Source organism: Pseudonocardia terrae (assembly GCF_021343995.1).
Lineage (GTDB): Bacteria > Actinomycetota > Actinomycetes > Mycobacteriales > Pseudonocardiaceae > Pseudonocardia > Pseudonocardia terrae.
Genome location: NZ_JAJTTE010000043.1, coordinates 37,371 through 58,368 on the forward strand (window position 1 = coordinate 37,371; position 20,998 = coordinate 58,368).

The 20,998-nt window shown below is 71.4% G+C and carries 18 protein-coding genes and 3 pseudogenes; 7 read left to right on the top strand and 14 right to left on the bottom strand.

Annotated elements, in window-relative coordinates; genetic code table 11:
* Positions 1 to 140: 140 nt before the first annotated feature.
* The 3 genes from LWC33_RS25025 to LWC33_RS25035 form a co-directional block, all read right to left on the bottom strand.
* A complete protein-coding gene (locus tag LWC33_RS25025) occupies positions 141 to 926 on the bottom strand; it encodes an acetate uptake transporter (RefSeq protein WP_233307057.1) in 786 nt (261 codons plus the stop codon).
* A 151-nt stretch (positions 927 to 1,077) separates the two neighbouring features.
* Positions 1,078 to 2,265 carry a globin domain-containing protein gene (locus LWC33_RS25030; RefSeq protein ID WP_233307059.1) on the bottom strand — a complete coding sequence of 396 codons (1,188 nt, stop codon included), beginning with the start codon at positions 2,263 to 2,265 and terminating at the stop codon, positions 1,078 to 1,080.
* A 75-nt stretch (positions 2,266 to 2,340) separates the two neighbouring features.
* Positions 2,341 to 2,787 (bottom strand): RrF2 family transcriptional regulator, encoded by a 447-nt coding sequence (locus tag LWC33_RS25035; protein ID WP_233307061.1) that lies wholly within the window; start codon positions 2,785 to 2,787, stop codon positions 2,341 to 2,343.
* 174 nt (positions 2,788 to 2,961) lie between these two features.
* On the opposite strand from LWC33_RS25035, the gene LWC33_RS25040 reads away from it, so the two are divergent.
* From LWC33_RS25040 to LWC33_RS25050, 3 genes are all read left to right on the top strand, one after another.
* A complete protein-coding gene (locus LWC33_RS25040; protein ID WP_233307062.1) occupies positions 2,962 to 3,621 on the top strand; it encodes a class I SAM-dependent DNA methyltransferase in 660 nt (219 codons plus the stop codon).
* Positions 3,622 to 3,826: 205 nt separating this feature from the next.
* The gene (locus LWC33_RS25045) at positions 3,827 to 5,212 is read left to right on the top strand and encodes a MurT ligase domain-containing protein (protein ID WP_233307064.1); all 1,386 of its coding nucleotides are present in this window, start codon (positions 3,827 to 3,829) and stop codon (positions 5,210 to 5,212) included.
* Positions 5,212 to 5,940, top strand: a complete 729-nt coding sequence (locus LWC33_RS25050) for a type 1 glutamine amidotransferase (RefSeq protein ID WP_233307066.1) — start codon at positions 5,212 to 5,214, stop codon at positions 5,938 to 5,940. The genes LWC33_RS25045 and LWC33_RS25050 overlap by 1 nt, the downstream gene beginning before the upstream one ends.
* A gap of 110 nt (positions 5,941 to 6,050) precedes the next feature.
* Here the strand turns inward: LWC33_RS25050 and LWC33_RS36245 are convergent, their stop codons facing one another.
* The 6 genes from LWC33_RS36245 to LWC33_RS25080 form a co-directional block, all read right to left on the bottom strand.
* Positions 6,051 to 6,323, bottom strand: a complete 273-nt coding sequence (locus tag LWC33_RS36245) for a lipopolysaccharide assembly protein LapA domain-containing protein (protein ID WP_233307067.1) — start codon at positions 6,321 to 6,323, stop codon at positions 6,051 to 6,053.
* Between the two features lie 185 nt (positions 6,324 to 6,508).
* Complete coding sequence (locus tag LWC33_RS25060) at positions 6,509 to 7,738, bottom strand: styrene monooxygenase/indole monooxygenase family protein (RefSeq protein ID WP_233307069.1); 1,230 nt, start codon at positions 7,736 to 7,738, stop codon at positions 6,509 to 6,511.
* The gene (locus LWC33_RS25065) at positions 7,731 to 8,363 is read right to left on the bottom strand and encodes a GTP-binding protein (protein WP_233307071.1); all 633 of its coding nucleotides are present in this window, start codon (positions 8,361 to 8,363) and stop codon (positions 7,731 to 7,733) included. Before LWC33_RS25065 ends, LWC33_RS25060 begins: the two co-directional genes overlap by 8 nt.
* Positions 8,338 to 8,724 carry a DUF742 domain-containing protein gene (locus LWC33_RS25070; protein WP_233307073.1) on the bottom strand — a complete coding sequence of 129 codons (387 nt, stop codon included), beginning with the start codon at positions 8,722 to 8,724 and terminating at the stop codon, positions 8,338 to 8,340. The genes LWC33_RS25065 and LWC33_RS25070 overlap by 26 nt, the downstream gene beginning before the upstream one ends.
* Positions 8,725 to 8,740: 16 nt before the next feature.
* Positions 8,741 to 9,166 (bottom strand): roadblock/LC7 domain-containing protein, encoded by a 426-nt coding sequence (locus tag LWC33_RS25075; RefSeq protein ID WP_233307075.1) that lies wholly within the window; start codon positions 9,164 to 9,166, stop codon positions 8,741 to 8,743.
* A gap of 11 nt (positions 9,167 to 9,177) precedes the next feature.
* Positions 9,178 to 10,584 (bottom strand): sensor histidine kinase, encoded by a 1,407-nt coding sequence (locus LWC33_RS25080; RefSeq protein ID WP_233307077.1) that lies wholly within the window; start codon positions 10,582 to 10,584, stop codon positions 9,178 to 9,180.
* An 808-nt stretch (positions 10,585 to 11,392) separates the two neighbouring features.
* Here LWC33_RS25080 and LWC33_RS25085 point away from each other — a divergent pair.
* The 4 genes and pseudogenes from LWC33_RS25085 (at position 11,393) to LWC33_RS25100 (ending at position 16,326) form a co-directional block, all read left to right on the top strand.
* On the top strand, positions 11,393 to 11,734 hold the full coding sequence (locus LWC33_RS25085) for a hypothetical protein (RefSeq protein WP_233307079.1): 342 nt from the start codon (positions 11,393 to 11,395) through the stop codon (positions 11,732 to 11,734).
* Between the two features lie 1,021 nt (positions 11,735 to 12,755).
* Positions 12,756 to 13,682 (top strand): phytanoyl-CoA dioxygenase family protein, encoded by a 927-nt coding sequence (locus LWC33_RS25090; protein ID WP_233307080.1) that lies wholly within the window; start codon positions 12,756 to 12,758, stop codon positions 13,680 to 13,682.
* A 548-nt stretch (positions 13,683 to 14,230) separates the two neighbouring features.
* Positions 14,231 to 14,737, top strand: a pseudogene (locus tag LWC33_RS25095) (IS5/IS1182 family transposase); the annotation flags it as partial.
* Between the two features lie 131 nt (positions 14,738 to 14,868).
* Positions 14,869 to 16,326 (top strand): hypothetical protein, encoded by a 1,458-nt coding sequence (locus LWC33_RS25100; protein WP_233307082.1) that lies wholly within the window; start codon positions 14,869 to 14,871, stop codon positions 16,324 to 16,326.
* Here LWC33_RS25100 and LWC33_RS25105 read toward each other — a convergent pair.
* The 5 genes and pseudogenes from LWC33_RS25105 to LWC33_RS25120 form a co-directional block, all read right to left on the bottom strand.
* Complete coding sequence (locus LWC33_RS25105) at positions 16,323 to 16,745, bottom strand: hypothetical protein (RefSeq protein ID WP_233307084.1); 423 nt, start codon at positions 16,743 to 16,745, stop codon at positions 16,323 to 16,325. The two genes, LWC33_RS25100 and LWC33_RS25105, sit on opposite strands and share 4 nt — an antisense overlap.
* A 301-nt stretch (positions 16,746 to 17,046) precedes the next feature.
* A complete protein-coding gene (locus LWC33_RS36610) occupies positions 17,047 to 17,352 on the bottom strand; it encodes a 2Fe-2S iron-sulfur cluster-binding protein (protein ID WP_372476688.1) in 306 nt (101 codons plus the stop codon).
* A 191-nt stretch (positions 17,353 to 17,543) separates the two neighbouring features.
* Positions 17,544 to 18,980 (bottom strand): annotated as a pseudogene (locus LWC33_RS36615) (aldehyde dehydrogenase family protein).
* A gap of 105 nt (positions 18,981 to 19,085) precedes the next feature.
* Positions 19,086 to 19,373: pseudogene (locus LWC33_RS25115) on the bottom strand (FAD-dependent monooxygenase); the annotation flags it as partial.
* A gap of 36 nt (positions 19,374 to 19,409) precedes the next feature.
* Positions 19,410 to 20,366, bottom strand: coding sequence for an MBL fold metallo-hydrolase (locus tag LWC33_RS25120; protein ID WP_233307087.1), 957 nt, complete (start codon positions 20,364 to 20,366; stop codon positions 19,410 to 19,412).
* Positions 20,367 to 20,998 lie beyond the last annotated feature (632 nt).

Below are 20,998 nucleotides of genomic sequence, written 5' to 3' on the forward strand. Positions count from 1 at the left end.
CCGGGCCGGCCACGGCGGCCGGCCCGGAGGGGGACTACCCGGTGCGCGGGACGGTCAGGAGGCCTCCCGCCTTGCGATCACCTGACGCCCTCGGGACCGGATGGTCAGGCGGGTCGTCGGCCGGATCGTCGGCCGGATGGTCACTGGCCCACGCGCGCCCCGGGCATGCCGCCGGAGTACTCGACCGGATCGTTCGGCCTGCGGCCGGGGATGTTCGACGCCGCGTCGAGCTTGCCCATCGGCAGGATCGTCCGGCCGCTCGTCGCGGCGAGCAGCATCGCACCGGCCACGTAGAAGGCCGAGCCCGCGGAGAAGACCAGCACCCAGCCACCCGCGACGACCGCCCAGGCGAGCGGCGCGATCAGCCCGATCGCGAGCAGGACCGATCCCGCGGTCAGCAGGCCCAGCACGGTGAACAGGCCCACGCTCTCCGTCATCGCGGCGATCGTGCCGAACAGTGTGACCACCGAGAGGCCGATGAACCAGAACCCGAACGCGCGGGAGTCGACCGCACCCGCGGGAACCAGACCGGTCTGCCCGAGCAGCACGAGCGACCCCCAGGCCAGCCAGAACGTTCCCCAGGTGCCGTGCATCGCGGTGGCCAGCGTGTCGCGGGCGCGGTACGACCACATCCCCGCGAGCAACTGCCCGAGCCCGCCGAAGAACAGCGCGAAGGGCGCGATGACCGGGGCCGCCGTCGCCGGCGTTCCCCACCAGCCCGCGAGCAGCGTGGCGACCATCAACGTCGCGGTGGCGAAGCCGAACAGGCCGAGCACGGACGGTGCGGCCACCGGCGTCAGCACGATCCGGCTGCGGTCCTCCCAGACCTCCTTCCCCACCATGCCGTCCGACGGGTTCCCGGGTGTGGCCGGGTCGCCGCCCTGTCCCGCGCGGAGCGGATCCGTCGTTCGGTGACCTGCACGCATGTCGTCCTCCTCAGGGTCGACGTCGTCGGGTCGCGGGTGACACCGTGCGGGCGGCACAAACGCCGGCCCGCCTGACGACTTCCTGACGACGGAGGACGAAGCGGACGGCGACGTGGTCGCCGTCCGCTTCCGGGTGGGTGGTGGGACCCGGTCAGCGCTGGTCGAGTCCGAGGTCGGGGCCGAAGACCTCGTAGTGGATGTCCGCGGCGGGCACGCCGCGCTCGAGCAGCTGGCCACGCACGGAGCGCATGAACCCGACCGGTCCGCACAGGTAGGCCACGGTGTCGGCGGGGACGTCGAGACCGGCCAGGTCGACCAGCCCGGTGCGCTCGGTCGGCCAGGGCTGCTCGGGGCGCTCGTACCAGACCGCCGCCTGCGCGTCGGGCAGCTTCGCGACGAGCTGCTCGAGGTCGGCCCGGAGCGGGTGGCTGTGCGGGGTGCGGTCGGCGTGGACGGCGAGCACCGGGCGCGGCGAGTCGACGGCCGCGAGGTGGCCCAGCATGTCGATCATCGGCGTGGCGCCGATGCCGGCCGAGGCCAGGAGCACGGGCCGATCGCCCTCGTCGAGGACGACGTCGCCGAAGGGACGGCTGACGCGCAGCACGTCACCGAGCCGCACCCGGTCGTGCAGGTGGACGGAGACCTCCCCGTCCGGCGTGCCGGCGACCCGCTTGACGCTGAAGCGCAGGGTGTCCGGACGCTGGGTGGACACGCTGTACTGGCGGATCTGGTGGGCACCGTCGGGCAGCGCGACCTGCACCGAGACGTACTGCCCGGGCCGCGACGCGGCGACGGGTTCGCCGTCGGTGGGTCGGAGGATGAAGGTGGTGACGTCGTCGGTCTCGCGCAGCAGCCCGACGACGCGGTGGTCGCGCCAGGTGTCCCCCGCCTCGACACCGGCCTCCGCGTACAGCCGCGACTCGATCGCGACCAGGGCGTTGGCCATCAGCCAGTACACCTCGTCCCAGGCCGCGGCGACCTCCTCGGTGACCGCCTCGCCCAGCACCTCGACGATGGCGGCGAACAGGTGGGTGTGGACGATCGCGTACTGGTCCCGGGTGATGCCGAGCGACGCGTGCTTGTGCGCGATGCGGGCCAGCATCGCGTCGGGCCGCTCATCGGGTCGGTCCAGCAGCGCGGTGGCGAACACCGCGATGGACCCGGCGAGCGCTCGCGCCTGGGTGCCGTTCGCCTGGTTGCCCCGGTTGAACAGGTCGCGCAGCAGTTCGGGGTGGGCGGCGAACAGCCGGCGGTAGAAGACGGTGGTGATCTCGTCGACCGCGGCGGCGACCGCGGGCAGGGTCGCCCGGACGGTGGTGGCGGACTTCTCGGACAGCATCGGGAGCGGCTCCAAATCAGAATCTGGAATTCGTGTTCTCCGCGCGGTGGCTCCGCGCGCACGTGGTGGGGGTGTTCAGCCCGTAGCTGCCGGCGGGGCGAGGCCGAGCAGCAGCGGACCGGTCGGGGCGTCGACGAGGTCGTCGATCGAGTAGGGGTCGAGCGCGGCGTAGAAGGCCTCTCGGGCCTCCCGCAGCGCCGTGCGCAGCCGGCAGCCGGAGCGCAGCGGGCAGGGCGGGTCGTCGTCGCAGCCGACGACGTCGCCCTCGCCCTCGAGGGCGCGCACGAGGCGGCCGACCGAGCCGTACCGCCCCGCCGAGGTCAGCGCCAGGCCTCCGCCGCGACCACGCCGAGCCTCGAGCACCCCGAGGTGCCGCAGGCGGGTCACGATCTTGGCCGCGTGGCTGTAGGGCGCCCCCACGGCCGCGGCGATCTCGCGGGTGGGCGGGCACTCGCCCTGGTCGAGCACCGCGATTCGCATCAGAATGCGCAGCGCCAGATCGGTGGCCGCGGTCAGTCGCACGAGAGCGACACTAGGAAAACCGGAATCCTGGAGTCGACTACACGGAGCGTGTGCAGGAACACGCTGCCATCCCACGATCCGGTGACCTGCATCGACACTCTCCGTGAGGGGCGGAGGTCACACTCGGCGGCGTGCCCGTGTCTGCCGGCGCGTCCGGCTTCGTAGGCTGCGCCCGTGGTCGAGTCGAGCCATCTCCGCGACACCCGCAGCGGCTACGACGCCATCGCACTCCCGTACGACGCGACGTTCCGCGCCGAGCTGGCAGACAGCCCGCTCGATCGCGCCATGCTCGCCGGCTTCGCCGAGCTCGTCACCGGACGGCACCCGGACGGCCGGCTGGTCGAGGTCGGCAGCGGACCCGGCCACGTGACTGCGCACCTGCACGGCCTCGGTCTGGAGATCCGCGGGGTCGACCTCTCCCCGGCGATGGTCGAGCTCGCCCGTCGCGAGCACCCCGGGATCACCTTCGACGCCGGCGAGATGGGCGCACTCGACGCCTCCGACGGGAGCCTGGCAGGCCTCGTCGCCTGGTACTCGATCATCCACGTCCCTCCGGCGCGCCTGCCCGCGGTGTTCACCGAATTCCACCGCGTGCTCGTGGACGGAGGCCTCCTCCTGCTGGGCTTCCAGGTGGGCGACGACGTCCTGCACTTCGACGAGGCCTTCGGCCATCAGGTCTCGCTGGACTTCCACCGCCTCGAGCCCGCCACGGTGACGGCCCTGCTCGACGAGGCCGGGTTCGAGGTCATCGCCCAGCTCGTCCGCGCCCCGGCTCCGGCCTCGGCCGCCACGAAGATCCCACAGGCGAGCCTCATCGCCCGCAAGCGTCCCTGACGGCTCGCGCCGGCAGCCGCACCGACGACCGGTCACCGGAGCCACGTGACTCCGGGCGGCCGCAGTGGTGCCCCCGCCGTGGGGTCCAGGGGACCTTCGTCCGGAGGTAGCGGACCTTCGCCTGCTCACGGACGCCGCACGCGTCCCGCACGATCGGTCGACCGGGACTCCCGGTGCGGCGGCGGCCGAACGATGGGGGGCGGGGATGGTCGAGATCGACGTGCCGCACGGAGACCGGCGCCGGATGCCGGCGATGGACGTGCCGACCGTTCCGCTGCCGCGGAACCCGACGGTCGTCGTGCCGATGTCGAGGTACGGGGTCCTGCCCGACAGACGATCTGCGGCGTCGCCGAGGCCGTCCCGGACGACGCCGAGATCACGTCTCGCCGTCGCCCTCGGCCGCGCGGTGGTCGGCGGGTGCCGGCGGCTGGGTCGAGCCGGTGCCGTCCTCGGAGGTCGGGTCGCCCTGGCCGTCGACCCGCAGCTCCTGGCCACGCTGGCGGCCGGCCGGACCGTGATCCTGGTGTCCGGGACGAACGGTAAGACCACCACCACCGCCATGGTCGCCGCCGCAATGGGCGGCGCGGGCGACGTCGCCACCAACCGGACCGGCGCGAACATGCCCGACGGCCTGGTCACCGCGCTGATGGACGCCCCCGACTCCGGCCAGGCGGTTCTCGAGGTGGACGAGGGCTACCTCCCTCGGGTCGTCGTCGGCATCCGACCTGCGACCGTGGTCCTGCTGAACCTCAGCCGCGACCAGCTCGACCGCGTCGGCGAGGTCGCGACGACCGCCCGCCGCATCCGCGAAGCGCTCACCGCGAGTCCCGGCACGACGGTGGTCGCGAACGCCGCCGACCCTCTCGTCGTGTCCGCGGTCGCCGGGGCGCGCGAGGTGATCTGGGTCCGGCCGCACCGTGCCTGGCGCCGGGACGCCTCGACCTGTCCCGACTGTGGTGGCCCCCTCGAGTGCCGGTCCGATCCGTGGTCGTGCCCAGGGTGCGGGATCACGCAGCCCGTCGCGGCGTGGACGACGGACCCGGGGGACACACTGACGGGCCCCGACGGCGCATCCGTCCCGCTCGACCTCGCGCTGCCGGGGGACATGAATCGTGTCAACGCGACCTTCGCGACGGCCGCGGCGGTCCGGCACGGGCTCGGCGTCGCCGTCGCGACGGCCCGCATCGCGTCGGTGGACGACGTCGCGGGCCGGTACCGCACCGTGCCGCACCCCGATGGCTCGGCTCGCCTGCTCCTCGCCAAGAACCCCGCCGGCTGGACGGAGATCCTCGACCTGCTCGACAGGACCACCGGGCCGGTCGTGGTGGCGGTGAACGCGCGCGAGGCCGACGGCCGCGACCCGTCCTGGTTGTGGGACGTGGAGCTGGAACGCCTGCGTGGGCGCGACGTCGTCGCCACGGGTGACCGCGCCGCCGACCTGTCGGTGCGCCTGGCCTACGCCGAGGTGCCGCACCGGGTGATCGCCGACCCGTTCGATGCCGTCCTCACGACGGGCGGCGACAGTCATCTGGTCGCCGACTACACGGCGTTCGTCAGCGTGCGGGACCGGCTCTGCCGGGGTGGGCGCTGATGCCACGGCCCTCCGACGTCCGGATCGCGGTGCTCCTCCCCGACCTGCTGAGCACGTACGGGGACCGCGGCAACGACCGCGTGCTGGCCCAGCGCCTGCGGTGGCGTGGGTTCGGGGTCGAGACCGTCCTCGTCGAGGTGGGACCGGTCCCGGCGGAATGCGACCTCTACGTCCTCGGCGGCGGCGAGGACGCGGCCCAGCTGATCGCGACCCAGCGGCTGCGCGCGTCCACGGGGCTGCACCGCGCTGCGGACCGTGGTGCGCCGGTCCTGGCCGTCTGCGCGGGACTGCAGATCCTCGGAGAGTCGTTCTCGACAGCCGACGGTACCCCCGAACCGGGACTCGGCCTGCTCGACATCCGCACCACGCTGCGCGCCCGGCGTGCCGTCGGTGAGATCGTCACGCGCACCGTGCTGCCCGAGCTCGAGGGGCTGGCCCTCACCGGCTTCGAGAACCACGCCGGCGCCACCCACCTGGGCCAGGGGGTGCGGCCGCTCGGCACCGTGGTGCAGGGCGTCGGCAACGGGGCGGGTGCTCCGACGGAGGGCGCCGTGTCCGGCCGGATCCTCGGCAGCTACCTGCACGGCCCGCTGCTGGCCCGCAACCCGCAGGTCGCCGATCTCCTGTTGACGTGGGCGACCGGGGAGGCCCTCACCCCACTCGCGATGCCGGAGGTCGAGGTGCTGCGCGCCGAGCGGCTCCGGGCCCATCGCCGGGCCACCCGCTGACCTCTCGCGCCGTCCCGGTGTCGGCGGTCGACGGCGCGTCTTCCGCCGGTGCTCCCGGCTGTCATTCGGACACACCGGCGTGGATGTCCTTTGACCTCCCTCCGAAGGCCTCAGCGTTCTGCCCGGCGGGCCACTCTGCGCCGATGGCGGCGCAGGACGCCCAGCCCGAACCACACCAGCGCGCCGAGCAACGCGGTGACCAGCGTGAACAGCCACAGCGGCCAGGACCAGCTCCAGACGAGGAAGTGCAGGGTGACCGGTGCCGTGTTCTGGATCATGAACACGAGGAGGAGCCCGACGCCGACGAGGGTCGCGATCACCCCGCCGCTGAGTCGTCGGCCCCCGCGCCCCTCCGCGGTACCGGTCGTCCTACCAGGGCTCACCTGCTCGACCATCACGCTCTCCACCCGCTCGGCAGCCGTGCGTCCTCGCGGCAGGGTCGGGCCCCGCGCACGTGGGCGTAAGGGCCTTAGGTCTCCCCCGCAGACGGGCGAGTCGACCGGTGACGATCTGCAGACGCAAAGGGGCGCCTGCTGCGAGCAGCAGGCGCCCCCCGGTGGACCGTCGGTCAGGACACCCCGGCCAGGTAGGCGTCTGCCTTCGCCGGGTCCATGAACCAGTGCTGGAAGTCCGACGGATCGCTGAAGCCGTTGACGAAGCGGCGGGCCACCGTGTCGTTGACCTGGGCGGTGCCGAGGATCTTCAGCACGTGTTCCGGCGGCGGGCCGAGCAGCGCGTTGGTCCAGTTCGTGACGTGCTGGGCGTAGTCCCAGTAGCGCTCGAACGTCGCCGTCATCCACTCCTCGTCGTAGGGCTTGTCGCCCCGCTCGAGGATGCTGTTCAGGTAGAACTCCGCGCACTTGGACGCGTTGTTCGCGCCCTGGCCGGTGATCGGGTCGTTGGCCACGACGACGTCCGCCATCCCGAGCACGCGGCCGCCCGAGGGCAGCTCCCCGACCGGGTTGCGCACCATCGGCGTGTACCCGCCGGCGAGGGTGGCGTTCTGGTCGGTCAGCGTGACGTTGCGGGCCCGGTCGTACTCCCAGGGGATGTACTTCTGCATGAGGCCGAGCGTCCGGTCCAGGTGCTCCTGCGGGGTGGGACGGTCGCCGAAGGCGTCGAAGGGCCCGCCCGGCACCCCCTCGAAGAAGAGGATCTCGCAGTTGCCACTCAACGTGTATGCCGGGATGACGAAGAGCTCGCCGACCCCGGGGACGATGTTGAACCGCACCGCGGAGGACTCCGGGTGCTCGGGGCGCCGCTCCAGGCCGTGCACGTAGGCGATCGCGAGGGCCCGCTGCGGCTGGGTGAAGACCGAGCGCTCGGGGTCCCGGTCGAACAGCTGCACCAGCTCGCCCTTGCCCGCCGCGACGACGACGAGGTCGTAGAGGGAGGTGAGCCGGTCCAGGTCGGCGGTCGTGACGCCGTGCGTGATGACCTTGCCGCCGCGCCCCTCGAGCAGCTCCAGCCAGCCCGCCATCTTCACCCGCTGGTCCACCGACTGGCCGTAGGCGTCGAGCTTGCCCCACCAGTCCATCACCCGGCTCGAGTCCGGTCCGGCGATCGAGACCCCGAGGCCCTCGACCTGCACGGTGTCGTTCTCCCACAGGTTCAGCTTGTGCTTGCGCTCGATCTCCAGCGCGTCGGCGAACATGCACTGGGTGGACATGACGCGGCCGCGGCGGATCTCGTCCGGTGTGCGCGCCGACATCAGCGTGACGTCGTAGTCGTGTTCCCGCAGGGTCAGTCCGAGCTGCAGCCCGGACTGGCCCGCACCGACGATGAGGACCTTAGGCATAGGTACGGACCCTTCCAGGGGGTGTGATCTCGCCCAGCGACAGCACGTACCGCACGAGCTGGCGCAGGGTGCCGACCGTGGACGCCGGCTCGCGGGCGTCGACGGTGACCAAGGGGACATCCGGGGAGAGCGCGAGGGCCTCGCGCACGTCGTCGAGGTTGTGGTGCAGCTCCCCGTGGAACGTGTTCACCGCGACGATGAACGGCAGCTCCGAGTCGTTCTCGAAGTAGTTGATGGCGGCGAAGGAGCGCTCGAGCCTGCGGGTGTCGACGAGCACGATGGCACCGAGGGCACCGCGCGTGAGGTCGTCCCAGAGGAACCAGAACCGCGGTTGGCCCGGGGTCCCGAACAGGTAGAGCAGCAGGTCCGAGTGCAGGGTGATCCGACCGAAGTCCATCGCCACGGTCGTGGTGGACTTGCCCGGCTCGACGGGCCCGTCGATGCCCACGCTCGCCTCGGTCATCCACGCCTCGGTGTTCAGCGGCGGGATCTCCGACACCGACCCCACGAACGTCGTCTTGCCGACGCTGAAGCCCCCGGCGACGACGATCTTCGCGGAGACCGCGAGCTGCCCGGGGGGCGGGACGGCGGCCGGCCGCTCAGACGGAGAGCCGTTCGAGACCATCGAGGATCCTTCCAAGCATCTCGCGATCGTGGTGGTAGCTGTGCGCGGTGGGATGGATGTACACCGCGCCCTGCGCCGCCAGGTCGCTGATCAACACCCGGACGACGCCGAGCGGGGCGGCGATGGCCACCGACAGCTCGGCGATCGACGCCCGCGAGCGGGCGTGCTCGTAGAGCTGCCGCGACTCGGGCATCAACGTCTCGGGGAGGCCGGGGTCGTACTGCGGGACCGAGATCAGCGCCTCGACCAGCAGTTCGTGCCGGGCCCGGGTCCGGCCGCCCGTGAGGGTGTAGGGCCGGATCCGCCTGCTGCGGCTCCTCGGGCGCCCGGTGCTGTTCTCGGGCGACGATCCGACCGACATCGCGCTCACCTCCCGGTCAGGCCTGCGCCCGGCGCGCGGAGAGCACGCGGCGCAGGTCGGCACGGACTTCGGGGGTCAGGACGTGGCCCGCGTTGCGCACGAACTGGGTCATCTCGTAGCCGACGACCTTCATGTCGCACCCGTGGCCGGTCAGCACCGCGAACCCGGCGCCGGAGCCGATGCCCATGAACAGGAAGTACCCGTCGGACATCCGGATCATGATCTGCTCGCAGATGCCCTTGCCGAACAGCGCGGCCCCGTTGTGGGCGAGGCTCAGCAGTCCGCAGGCGATGGCCGCGAGCTGCTCGGCGTCCTCGGTGGTGACGGAGTTCGACGCGGTCAGGGGGAACCCGTCGGAGGACATGACGAGGGCGTGCGTGACGCCGTGCACACGGCCGACGAAGTCGTCGACGAGCCAGGCGAAGTCCTGGGGTGAGGTCATGGACTCCGCCATCACCGCGCGTCCTCGTCAGCGGCGACGCCACCCTCGGCGTCCCCTATGGAGGCGGCCCCGTCCGTGACGTACGGGTCCGTGGGGTCTCCGAGCGTGAGGTCCCCGTCCGTGACCTCGCCGCCCTCGGCGGGAGCGTCCTCGGCGTTCGCCGCCTTCTCCCCGTCGGTGAAGCTGTCGAGGTCCGCCAGGAAGGCGTCCTGGCCGTCGGAGTCCGATGTGAACTCGGTGGGCGCGGCCACCCCGGCGCCCGGCTTGATGCTGCGGGAAACGCGCCGGGGTAGGCCGGTGTCCGTGGTGCCGGCGACCGCGGGCGACGGCGGCGGCGACGGCCACGGTGCGGGCGCCGGGCGCGGCGCCGGGTCGAGAGCCGCGCGCTGGGACGGCGCTGCGCCGCGGTGCGGCAGGGCCGCAGGCGCCTCGACGCCGCTCGCGACGAAGTCCGGGGCGACGCCGTTGACCTCCGGCTGCCCCCGGTGGTGCCGCCCCCTCACCGGCACGGTCTGCGCGCCCGTCCAGGTCGTGTCGGGCACGTCGATCACCAGCGACGACGGGACGAGGATCGTGGCGGTGGTGCCGTTCGGGAGCCGGTGGTCGAGCGCGATCTGCAGGCCGTGGCGCTCGGCCAGCCTGCGGACCACGGCCAGGCCCATGTGCCGCACCGCGGCGTCGTCGAGCCGCGACTCCCGGGAGAGCCGGTCGTTGAGCTCGGCCAGCCGTTCCGGGGGGAGCCCGATACCGTCGTCCTCGATCCGGATGAGGACGCTGCCCTGCTCGGTGAGGTGGGAGCTCACGCGGACGTCGGCGTTCGGCGGCGAGTGGTTGGCGGCGTTGTCGAGGAGCTCGGTGACGACCCGGCTCAGGTCGTTCGCGGCGAACCCCACGACGCCCAGCGGCGCCATGCGGCCGATCCCGACCTTGGCGTACTGGTCGATGGAGGACATCGCCGCGCGGACGGTGTCGAGGATCGAGATCGTCTCCCCGGCGTCCTCGTCCGCGTCGTGGTTGGCGAGCACGCGGAGGTTCTCCGCGTTGCGGCGCAGCCGCGCGGCCAGGTGGTCGAGCCGGTAGAGCTGGTCGAGCCGGTTGCTGTCGTCCTCGTGGCGCTCCATCAGCTCGAGGTCGGACAGCAGCGTGTCGATGAGGTTGAGATCGCGCAGGGCGATGCTCGCGCAGACGTCGACGAGCGAGTCGTCCTGGACCGGTACCGCCGGCGCCGCCGGTGTCGGCGCAGGGGCGGCCGAGGCCGCCTCGATGACCGGCGGGGCCGGACGGGCCGGGGGCCCGTCGACGGCCCTCAGCGGAGGATGCCGGTCGGGATCCAGCAGGTGCGCGGCCGCCACGGCCGAGCGGCCGAGCATCACCCGCGATCGATCGAAGATCTCACGAGCCCGCGCCCGCGTCGCCATGCGCTCACCTCTGTTGTGACTGTATGTGTCGGATCAGTCATTCACCGGATACACGGGCATCGAAGCAGAGTGACGAAGCCTTGTCGAACGACCGCGAGTTGCGCCACACAGAGTACGTCGTACGTCGATCGGGCTAACGAGGACGTTCGCCGCACGAGCCCGACCGGTGGGCTCTTCCGTCTTGACCCCACGCGTCTGCGGGTTCCACTCGCCGCCGCCCGGGAAGCTCCCAGGACAAACCGTCCGCGCGTGGCCCTCCGTGCGGGGCACCCGGCGGTGATCTCGCGGCGCCGGCTCGTCCGTCCAGGCCATCATGAGGGCGCACATGGACTCACCGGGACGTTCGCCGATCGGTGAGCGGCGCCGACTTCGGGCGGGACACGGGTGCTGGGGTCTGCTCGCGGGCCTGGTCGGGTGGGTCACCCCCGTCGACCGCGAGCGCTCACGCTCCGTGGTCGCGTGGCCCGACTCCTCAGCACAGACCGCGCAACCGAGCCGATGGACCACCCTCGGCTCCCTACGCCTGTCGTCTACCGGGCGGGACAAGGATATGAATCCCGGGGAACGGACGGTGGGGCCGCGGCGCGCTGCTCACCACCGACGGCTGGCGCGACCGCTTCGACGTGGCACGTAGATCGCCTGTCCGCTGCGGGAGGACGAGGTCGTCCCGGTGGCGCGCCATCCGCATCGGCAGCCGACGTCCACTGCCCGATCCACTGATCGCCCGACACCGCGTAACGCGCGCCCCGCCGAAGGTGGTGGTCGGCGCCGGAAGCCGGTGCCGACACCGAAGGGAAAGGCAACCGCCATGCGCAAGATCTTCCTCGCGGCCTCCGGGGCCGCGGTCGCTGTAGTCGGCCTCGTGGGATTCGCCGCGCCCGCGACCGCCGCGGAGGCCGGTCACCCGGCCTACATCAAGGCACCCACGACGGCATACCAGAACTCGAACAACCAGTCGGGGGCGGTCTTCACCAACCTGAAGCCCAACCAGCAGGTCACCGCGCTGTGCTTCACCGAGGGTCAGGAGATAGACGGCAACCACAACTGGTTCCGCATCAGCCTGACCCCCGACCCGCAGGGCAAGACGGGGTTCGTGCACCGCGACGCAATCAGCGTCGACGCCAGCCCGGACGAAATGAAGCACTGCTGACCTTCGCCGACGCGAAGCGCGGAAGCGCCGCATGTTCGGCCTGGAGCAAGCGTGTCCGCGCACGAACACTGAGGTCGGTGTAGGTCGAGGCTGATCTATCTCGGTCCGGAGCGCCGGACCGAAGAGCAGCAGCACAGGGACGGCCCCCTTCGGGCTTGTCCGCAGCCATGCAGACAAGCACCGGAGGGGGTCATCCCTACACTCGCTGTATACGTCGGCCTGTTCACGCTGACATTCGCAGTCATCGCCGCAGTCACTCCAGTGATCTCCACTCCCGCACCGATCCGATCAGCGCCGGCGGATCGGCCATCACCCTGCAGGTGACACATTCCCCAAGCAACGAGAAGACACCTGAGCGCCTCCCTCTGCCGCGTGGACACTCGGCGCGACGAGTGGTGTCGCCTCGCCCGATGACGGGCTCCGACGAGGCCAAGGGCAATCGGGTGGCCGGCAATTCGCCCCGATCGAGATCTCGTTCGGCAGGTGCCCTCATGGGCCCGCCCGTCGACGCAGCTCGCCATGTCGCGCACCACGATCATCTGACCGTCCACCGTGGCCCGGGTCATCTAGAGCGGCGAACCCGTTGTCCAGCGCGGTGTAGACGAGCCCTTCCCTGGTGGCCTGCCGCGTGGCCCACTCATGGCCGCCTCGGCACAGCTTGGCGTTGTAGGGCCTGGGTCTGCACCGCCGCAGCAGCAGGACACGTTGCTCGGGCCGACCTGCGACTCGAAGGCGAACTCCGCGGCGAGGGCGCGATCGAGGAGCACGACCGCGGCAAGCAACCTCAAGGGCCGGTCGGAGCGCGGGGTCCGCGCGTGGCTCGACGAGCGGGGCGGCGTGGCCGCCCGGGCCTCTCGGGACCGGAACCAGAAGCACCCCGCCCTGGTGCCGGGCGGCCTATCGGTGGACGCCCGGGTTCTCGTTCAGCTCGGCCGACTGGCCGATGGGAGAGCAGTCGCGTTCGCGCGAGAGTGGAAGCACAGCGGACAACGAGTCCGGAGGCCACGTCGGGGAGCAGGAGATGCTCACCGAGAAAACGGAGATCGACATGCACATTGACGAGATCCGACGCGTGCCCGCCAAGGTCCTCGCTGTGGAGCAGCGCGAGTCGTACTGGGAGGACGGCTACCTGCTGCTGGAGCGGCTCATCTCCGAGGAGTGGCTGCAGCGCCTGCGCGCGGCCACCGACGAGATGGTCGAGCGCAGCCGCGCGGTGACGGCTTCGGACCGGGTCTTCGATCTCGAGCCCGATCACACCGCCGCCGCCCCGCGGCTGCGCCGGGTCACGAGCCCTGTCGACCAGCACCCGGACTACTGGGCCTACGCCCGGGACTCGCTGCTCGCCGACGTCGCGGCCGATCTCGTGGGACCGGACGTCGCGTTCCACCACTCGAAGCTCAACTTCAAGTGGGCGCGCGGGGGCGCCGAGGTCAAGTGGCACCAGGACATCCAGTACTGGCCACACACCAACTACACGCCGCTGACCTTCGGGACGTACCTGTACGACTGCGGCATGGAGCAGGGGCCCCTCGGGGTGCTCCCGGGCAGCCACGAGGGCCCGCTCCACGACCTGTACGCCGACGACGGCACGTGGGCGGGAGCCCTCTCGGACCGAGACGCTGCCGGGCTCGATACCGAGCGCACCGTGTACCTGCCCGGCCCGGCCGGCTCGGTGACCGTGCACAACTGCCGCACCGCGCACCACTCGGCGGCCAATGACTCCCCGATCGGGCGACCGTTGCTGCTCAACGTATACAAGGCGGCCGACGCCCTGCCCTACACCGCGAACCCGCTCCCATCGAGCCACGCCGAGGAGGTCGTGCGCGGGCAGCGGGCGCGCTGGGCCCACCACGACCCGCGGCCCTGCCTCATCCCGCCGGACTGGTCGGGTGGCTATACCAGCCTGTTCGCGTTGCAGCAGAAGGAGCGTGGCCCCGCGTCCGGCTGACAGGGTGGCTCCCTGCCCGAGGCCGGCCGGGTAGCGGCTGGGAGTGCGGCGTCTTCGGTGGAAGGCCCGAACAACGCGCGTTGTCCGTCACCATTGCCGCGCGACCGCCGATCGAATCGGGCAGGATCCGCTCGGGGCGTCCACCTCGTGGCGCACTATTGCTCGTCGGCCTGCGGCCTGAACCAAGGCGGGGCGTCGAGACCCTGGGCAGTCCCGTCCGTCGTGGCTTGCCGGATGTCCTTGTTGTAACCAGGCCGCCCCTGCCCGTTCCCGACCGTTACCGCCAGCCGCTCGCCGGGCTGCTCGACGCCCTGGCCGAGCACCTGCCCGACGTCGCCCCCTCCGAGAGCACGCCGTCCAGGTCTGCCGCAACGCCTTCGGGGATTCAATGAGCCATTCTCAGTAGCGCTGGGTGGTGTCGGGGCGACACGCCGATGGTGGTGAGTTGGCCCGGAACGGGCGCAGGACCCCGGTAGAGAAGTTGGTCCTTCCACAGATCAACACTCACACCGAGGTCCTGCGTGTCCGATCCTGTCACCTACACCGCCGTGCTCCCGATCCGGGAGTCCACCCTCGCGTTCCTGGCTCGGCTCCTCGACGTCGAACGCGCCCGCCGCGGCACCCGGCGGGGCCGGCGCGCGCTGGACTGCCGCGCCCACGCGGTGCTGGTGCTGCGCTGGCTGCTCGACGCCACTCGGGTCACGCAACTGGCCCGCGACAACCAGATCGGCTCCGCCACGGTCTACCGGTATCTGCACGAGGCCATCGACGTGCTCGCCGCCCGCGCCCCCAGCCTGCGCGGAGCCCTGCTCGCTGCCCGCGCGGCCGGCTACCCCCACGTGCAGCTCGACGGCACCCTGATCCGCACCGACCGCCTCCGCCGACCCGGCCCCACCCCCGGCTGCGACCTGTGGTGGTCGGGCAAACACCACGCCCACGGCGGCAACATCCAAGTCCTCACCGCCCCGGACGGCTGGCCGCTCTGGACCTCCCCGGGCACTCCGCCCAGGGCCGCACCGTCGACACCAGCCACGTCATCCTCGGCCGCGGCTCCGACCCCGCCCTCGCCTACGTCGGGCTCACCCGCGGCCGCGATCACAACACCGCCTGGGTCATCACTCGCCCCGTCGCCGACGACTCCCCCACCGGACAGACCACCACCGTCAAACCCCGCGCCGCCCGCGCCGTGCTCGCCGACATCCTCGAGCGCGACCGCGACGACCACACCGCGCTGACCACCCGCGAGCAGGCCCACCTCGACGCCCACTCCGGCATGCGCCACATCGACCAGCTCGCCGACGGCATCACCCTCGCCACCACCGGACGCCTCGACCGCTACCTCGACCACCTCGCCGCCGAGGACAAACTGACGCCGGACCAGCGGCACGACCTCGCCGCCGACCCCGCCCTCACCAGCCTCGCCCTGCTGCTGCGCACCACCGAACTCGCCGGCCACGAGCCCGCTCAGGTCCTCGAGCACGCCGTCACCTCCCACTCCCTCGCCGGGGCCCACTCCCCAGCACAGGTGCTGCACCACCGCATCCGCACCCACCTCGACGGCCAGCTCACCCCCACCATCGAGGACTGCACCGACCTCATTCCGGCTGGCCTTGACGAGGAGTGGCAGCGCTGGCTGGCCCACCGCGCCGACGACGCCGACACCCGCCGCCGCGAACTCGGCACCCAGACCGCCGAGGAAGCCTCCCAGTGGGCCGTCGAAGCCCTCGGACCGGTTCCCGAGGACCTGCTCGCCCGCAGCGAATGGGAACACCGCGCCGGCTGGGCCGCCCTCTACCGCGAACTCGCCGACCACGACTCCCAGACCGACCCGCTCGGCGCCGCCCCACCCGCCGGTCTCGGCGAGAAGGCCGCTATCTGGCGCACCGCGCACGCCGCACTGGACCTGCCCGACTTCGGCGCCGAAGAAGGCGAACTCACCGACGGCCAGTTGCGCGTCCGCGTCGCCGCGATGCAGCGCGAGCAGGAATGGGCCCCGGACTACGTCGCCGACGAACTTTCGGACACCCACCGCCAGCTCGAACGCCGCCGCACCGACGCCCAGATCTGGACCGCCCGCGCCGAAGCCACCGACGACCCCGACGACCGACGCCAGCTCGAGCAGGCCGCAGCCCAGGCCGAGGTCGAGAGCGCACGTCTGCAGGACAGGCTCGACGAGCTCGAGACCACCGACGAGGCACGCTCGGCCTGGTACGCCCACACCGCCGTCACCCGCGACAAGGCCGAACGGGCCCGCGCCGAACTCGCCGCCCGCGGAGTCGACGTCGACACATCCGACGACCGTGTCACCGCCGAGGACTGGCTCGCCGCACACCACGCCGAACAGAGCGTGGAAGACCAGCACCGCGAGATCACCGAAACCGACATCGCCGCACACCACGGACCCTTCGAAGCGGCACCGGCACAGGTGTCGCGCGGCGACGCAACAGCGCCACCAACCCTCGACACAACCCGTGACGCCATCGCTCGCGCACAGGCGGCGCTAGCTGAGATCGAAGCCCAAATGGCCCTCGACGCCGCCCACCAGCAAGACGAAGACCAGGAACGCGCTCAGCAACTCGCGATGTGGTCCGCCAACGATTCCGCGCAAGAAGCCGAGGGCATGGACCGAGCGTTGGGACTTTAGGCAGCGTGGCGAAGGCGCATGTTCTCCACGATCGCGGCCAGCCGAGCCGACCGCGAGGCGGTCTGCTCGGCGACCGCCCTTGCCTCGGCCACCTGCTCGGGAAGCCACTCCCAGTGCGGATACGCAGCCCGGGACTGCGCCAGCAGCTCCTCCGCGGCTAGCACTCGACCAGACGTGTCACGGACAGGCAGCCGCAGGGGCGCGCGCTGCCCACTTGTGCCCGTCGCCCACCGCAACGTCACCCACGCTCCATGCGCCCAACCCGGGCTGACCGGAACCGGTTCCCAGAACGCCACCCCCTGCTGGGCGCACACCGCCTCCAGCGGCGGCGCCGGACCCTCCCCCATGCCGGAACTTGCCGCCCACATCTCGGTGATGGCCAGCCGCTTCCCGACCGGCTGCTCGTCGCGACCGGTCACAGGCCCACGGGCGCGGCCCAGAACCCAGCCGGCAGCGGCCTGGACACCGAGAACCCGGTCAGAGCGCCCGGCAACGAACGTCAACCAGTACAAATCAGCAATCGCTACCGAGGGCTGGTCAAGCTGGCCTGCCGCGTCAGTCATCCTGCGAGTATCGCGATAGACCACAACCTTGCAGCCCGCCTGGCTGGTCTGGGCCCAGGGCCAACTAAGGGCTCCACGCCCAGAAGGTGGGAGTGCTGACCCGGCGGCCGCTACTACTAGGAGCCGATCCTGGCACGACCAGGCCCAATAGAACGCATCACAGATCCAACACCAAGGGCTCCCCGGTACACCTCGACACGCAGATCACCATCGACTCACCCCGGGCCATCTTGTCCTCGGATAGGACGACGTCCCGGTGCTCCGGCACGCCCGCGAGCACGGGCGTCTCGCAGGTGCCGCACAGCCCCTCGGCGCAGGACGAAAGCGCCTTGGGCTCGCCCCCGCCTCGAGCACGGTCTTCCCGGCGTCCACGCGCAACGTCACCCGCACGCGCGAGAATGACGTCGAATGCGGTGTTAGTCGCCGCTGGCCGAACGGAGGCCGAGAATCGTTCGGTGTGCAGGCTGAGGTCGGCACGCGGTCAAACGACGTGCTCCAACGCGGTCGGCAGCTGCTCGGGTTCGCACGCGAGAACGGCCGCGTCGGCGACGAACTCGTCGAGATCGAGCAGACCGGTGCTGTCCCGCGGTCTGACCAGGACAGGGTCGCCGTACTGTGATCGGGTCGTTTCTGCAGTAGCGGGTCCACGCGGGGTCAGGCCAAGTTGGTCCAGATGCTCTTGACCTCGGTGAATGTCTCGATGGCCTCCCAGCCCATCTCCCTGCCGAGGCCGGAGGCCTTCATCCCGCCCGAGGCCGCGGCAGCGTCGAGGAACGGGGGCATGTTGATGTACACCGTGCCGGCCTTGACCTGCTGGGCGAGCCGGTTCGCGACCCGAACGTCACGCGTCCAGATCACCGCGGCCAGGCCGTAGTCGGTGTCGTTGGCGAGTGCGACGAGCTGGTCGGGGTCGTCGTACGGGAGCACGGACAGGACCGGGCCGAAGATCTCCTCGCGGGCGATCCGCATGTCCTGGGTGACCCCGCCGAACACGGTGGGCCGGTAGACGTTGCCCCGGGCCAGCTCGCCGTCGCCCCGCGTGCCGCCGGTGACCAGCTGCGCGCCCTCGTCCTGCCCGATCCGGACGTAGGAGTCGACGCGGTCGACCTGCTCGGCGGTGACCAGCGGGCCGAGCTGCGTGGCGGGGTCGAACCCGTTGCCCAGGGTCATGGAGCCGGCGGCGGTGGCGAGCTTGTCGGTGAACTCGTCGGCGCGGCGGGCATCGACGTAGAAGTGCGTGTAGGCGGCGCACACCTGTCCGGAGTCGAGCAGCCCCCCATGATGTTGCCCTGCACCGCGGCGTCGATATCGGCATCCGCGGTGATGATGCTGGGGGCCTTGCCGCCCAGCTCGAGCGAGACCTTCTTCAGCGCGCGGCCGGCCTCGGCGGCGATCTCGCGGCCGACCTCGGTGGAGCCGGTGAAGGAGATCTTGGCGACCTTCGGGTGCCGGACCAGCGCCTTGCCCACCTCGGGACCGCCGGTGACGACGTTGACCACCCCGGCCGGGTCTCCGGCCTGCTCGATCAGTTCGGCCAGGCGCAGTGTGGATAGCGGGGTCTGCTCAGCCGGCTTGATCACCACGGTGTTGCCGGTGGCCAGCGCCGGAGCGAGCTTCCACACCGCGATCATCAGCGGGAAGTTCCACGGCGTGATCAGCCCGCAGACGCCGAGAGGCTCGCGGCGGGTGCGGTAGTCGACGTTGGGAATGGACAACGGCGCGGTGATCCCGGTGATCTTGTGGCCAGCCGGCGTAGTAACGGAAGTGCTCCACAGCGTTGGGGATCGAGATCCCGCTGCTGATGGCGAAGGGCTGGCCCTGATCGGCGGTCTCGAGCCGGGCCAGTTCCTCGGCGTTCTCCTCGAGCAGGTCGGCGATGCGCAGCAGCAGCTTCGCCCGGGCGGCCGGGGCGAGCCCGGCCCATTCCGGGCTCTCGAACGCCGCAGCCGCTGCGGCTACGGCGGCGTCGACGTCGGATGGGGTGCCCTCGGGCAGCTCGGCGATCACCTCGCCGGTGGCGGGGTTGTGGGTGGCGAACGTGCCGCCGGACCCGCCGCTCCACTTCCCGCCGATCAGCATCTCGGTGCGCATCAGATGGTCTCCAGCTTCGTCGCTCGGGGGGTGACGTCCTGCCGTTCGGCATCGTGCAGATCGGCGTCGGTGGCGGCGCGGACCTCGTCGGCGGTGACGCCAGAGGCGGTTTAAGGTGCGCGCCGTGGTCCAGGTGACGCCCTCGTCAGCGATCTGCCGGCCGGCGCCGACGGCCTCCCAGACGTCGAGGACGTCGCGCTGCTGGCAGATCGCCTTGGACCCGACCATGTCCCGCTCGGGGCGCTGGTCGAGAACCACGGTCGGCACGCCCCACCGGGCCAGCAGCAGGGCGGTGGTCTGGCCGACCGGGCCGGCGCCCAGGACGAGCACCGGTGCGGTGGGCCAGGGGCCCGCCGCTCGGTCCCCGCTCCGCGGGCGAGGTGCGGTGGTCATGCGGTACTCCCGTCGTCGCGAGTCCTGAACCGGGGCTCAGCCCTGCAGCTGGGCCCAGACCTCCTGGTCGCGCTCGGCCGTCCAGATGACCGGGCGCTCGACGCCCGACAGCTCGTCCCACAGCCGCGAGACGTCGAACGGCAGGCAGTGCTCGAAGATCGGCCAGTGCCCGTAGTCGTCCACCAGCGCGGCGTGCGCGGCCTCGAACGCCTCCTTCAGCGTCCCACCGCGCCGCTGCACCCCGCCGACCTCGCGGATCACCACCTGCAGGAACCCACGGGTCTGCTCGATCGCGGCGTCGACCTCGGCACGGCCGCGGCTGACCGCGCCGCGCCCGCCGACCAACTGCTCGGCGCCCAGGGCTTTGATCCGGTCCAGCGTCGCACCAGCCCAGTCGCGGTGGAACGCGTCGCCGGTGTAGAGCGCGGCCTGCGCCTCGACCAGGTCGCCGGCGAACAGGATCTTCTGCCGCGGTAGCCAGGCGGTGATGTCGCCCTCGGTGTGACCGCGGCCGTGGTACTGCAGCACCAGATCACCCCGGTCCCCGCCCAGGTCGATGGTCAGCCGGTCGGCGAAGGTCAGCGTCGGCCAGGTCAGCCCCGGCACCGAGTCCGCCGCCTCCGCCAGCCGCGGCATCCGCGCGAACTCCGACTCCCAGTCCTCCTTGCCCCGCTCCGCGACCAGGTCCCGGGTGATCTCGTGGGACACGATCGTCTCCGTGTCGAACGCGCTCGCGCCCAGCACCCGGACCGCGTGGTAGTGCGAGAGCACCAGGTAGCGCACCGGCTTGTCGGTGTGCTCGCGCAGCTTCGCCAGCCACTTCTCCGCGGCCACCGGAGTGGCGAGGGCCTCGAAGCAGACCAGGAAGTCCTCCCCCTCGATCGCCCCGATGTTCGGGTCGCCCTCGGCGGTCAGGGCGTACACCCCGTCGGCGAGGACCTCGAGGGTCTGCTCCTTGGCGGCGGTGTCGGCGGAGGCGAATGGCTTTGCCATGAAAGGCGTCCTTTCAAAGAATCGGGAGCGCGGGTGGCCGCGGAAATCCGAGCGCAGGATCAGCCGGTCGGGCCACGAAGACCTCTCGCTCGGTGGAACGGCGCTCGTACAGAGCGACGGGAACGGCCATCCGACTGCGCGACGCGGCGGGTTCGCCGTCTCGTGCAGCAGGCGCGGCGGCCAGCCCTGCGGTTGCGGCCTGGCTCGGGTTCATCATCGCGTGCTTCCCTCGTTGGGCGAGGTGCTCGGGTCTCATCACCGCCCAAGCTGAGCAGCGATCAAAGGTTTTACTACATGAAGGAAGGTAGGGCCTGGACCCCTGCGAACGCCAGGTCGAATCAGTGCTTTCACAACTGATGGACTGGTGACCTGCCTCCTGACCTCGCCCGAGCCCTAGCTATCGTCCTGACGATCTTCGGCAACGGATACAGAGGCACCGGAGCCCGTCGGGCTGGCGGCAACCGTGGTTTGACACCACGATCGCATCGGACTCACCTCAACGACGCTTCGAGCATCGTCCAGATGCTGAATCCTTCACTATCAAATATCCGGCCCAAGCTGCGCACAGCTATTCGAGATCACTGAGTACAGCAGACGTAAGCGCGGTTCAGCGTTAGCCCGAGTACCTGTCG

Excerpts from the sequence above, each read along its gene's own strand:
- LWC33_RS25045 (WP_233307064.1), top strand. The coding sequence starts at position 3,827 with ATGGTCGAGATCGACGTGCCGCACGGAGACCGGCGCCGGATGCCGGCG.
- LWC33_RS25085 (WP_233307079.1), top strand. The coding sequence starts at position 11,393 with ATGCGCAAGATCTTCCTCGCGGCCTCCGGGGCCGCGGTCGCTGTAGTC.
- LWC33_RS25080 (WP_233307077.1), bottom strand. The coding sequence starts at position 10,584 with ATGGCGACGCGGGCGCGGGCTCGTGAGATCTTCGATCGATCGCGGGTG.
- LWC33_RS25120 (WP_233307087.1), bottom strand. The coding sequence starts at position 20,366 with ATGGCAAAGCCATTCGCCTCCGCCGACACCGCCGCCAAGGAGCAGACC.
- LWC33_RS25065 (WP_233307071.1), bottom strand. The coding sequence starts at position 8,363 with ATGGTCTCGAACGGCTCTCCGTCTGAGCGGCCGGCCGCCGTCCCGCCC.
- LWC33_RS25030 (WP_233307059.1), bottom strand. The coding sequence starts at position 2,265 with ATGCTGTCCGAGAAGTCCGCCACCACCGTCCGGGCGACCCTGCCCGCG.
- LWC33_RS25070 (WP_233307073.1), bottom strand. The coding sequence starts at position 8,724 with ATGTCGGTCGGATCGTCGCCCGAGAACAGCACCGGGCGCCCGAGGAGC.
- LWC33_RS25090 (WP_233307080.1), top strand. The coding sequence starts at position 12,756 with ATGCTCACCGAGAAAACGGAGATCGACATGCACATTGACGAGATCCGA.
- LWC33_RS25050 (WP_233307066.1), top strand. The coding sequence starts at position 5,212 with ATGCCACGGCCCTCCGACGTCCGGATCGCGGTGCTCCTCCCCGACCTG.
- LWC33_RS25075 (WP_233307075.1), bottom strand. The coding sequence starts at position 9,166 with ATGACCTCACCCCAGGACTTCGCCTGGCTCGTCGACGACTTCGTCGGC.
- LWC33_RS25025 (WP_233307057.1), bottom strand. The coding sequence starts at position 926 with ATGCGTGCAGGTCACCGAACGACGGATCCGCTCCGCGCGGGACAGGGC.
- LWC33_RS25060 (WP_233307069.1), bottom strand. The coding sequence starts at position 7,738 with ATGCCTAAGGTCCTCATCGTCGGTGCGGGCCAGTCCGGGCTGCAGCTC.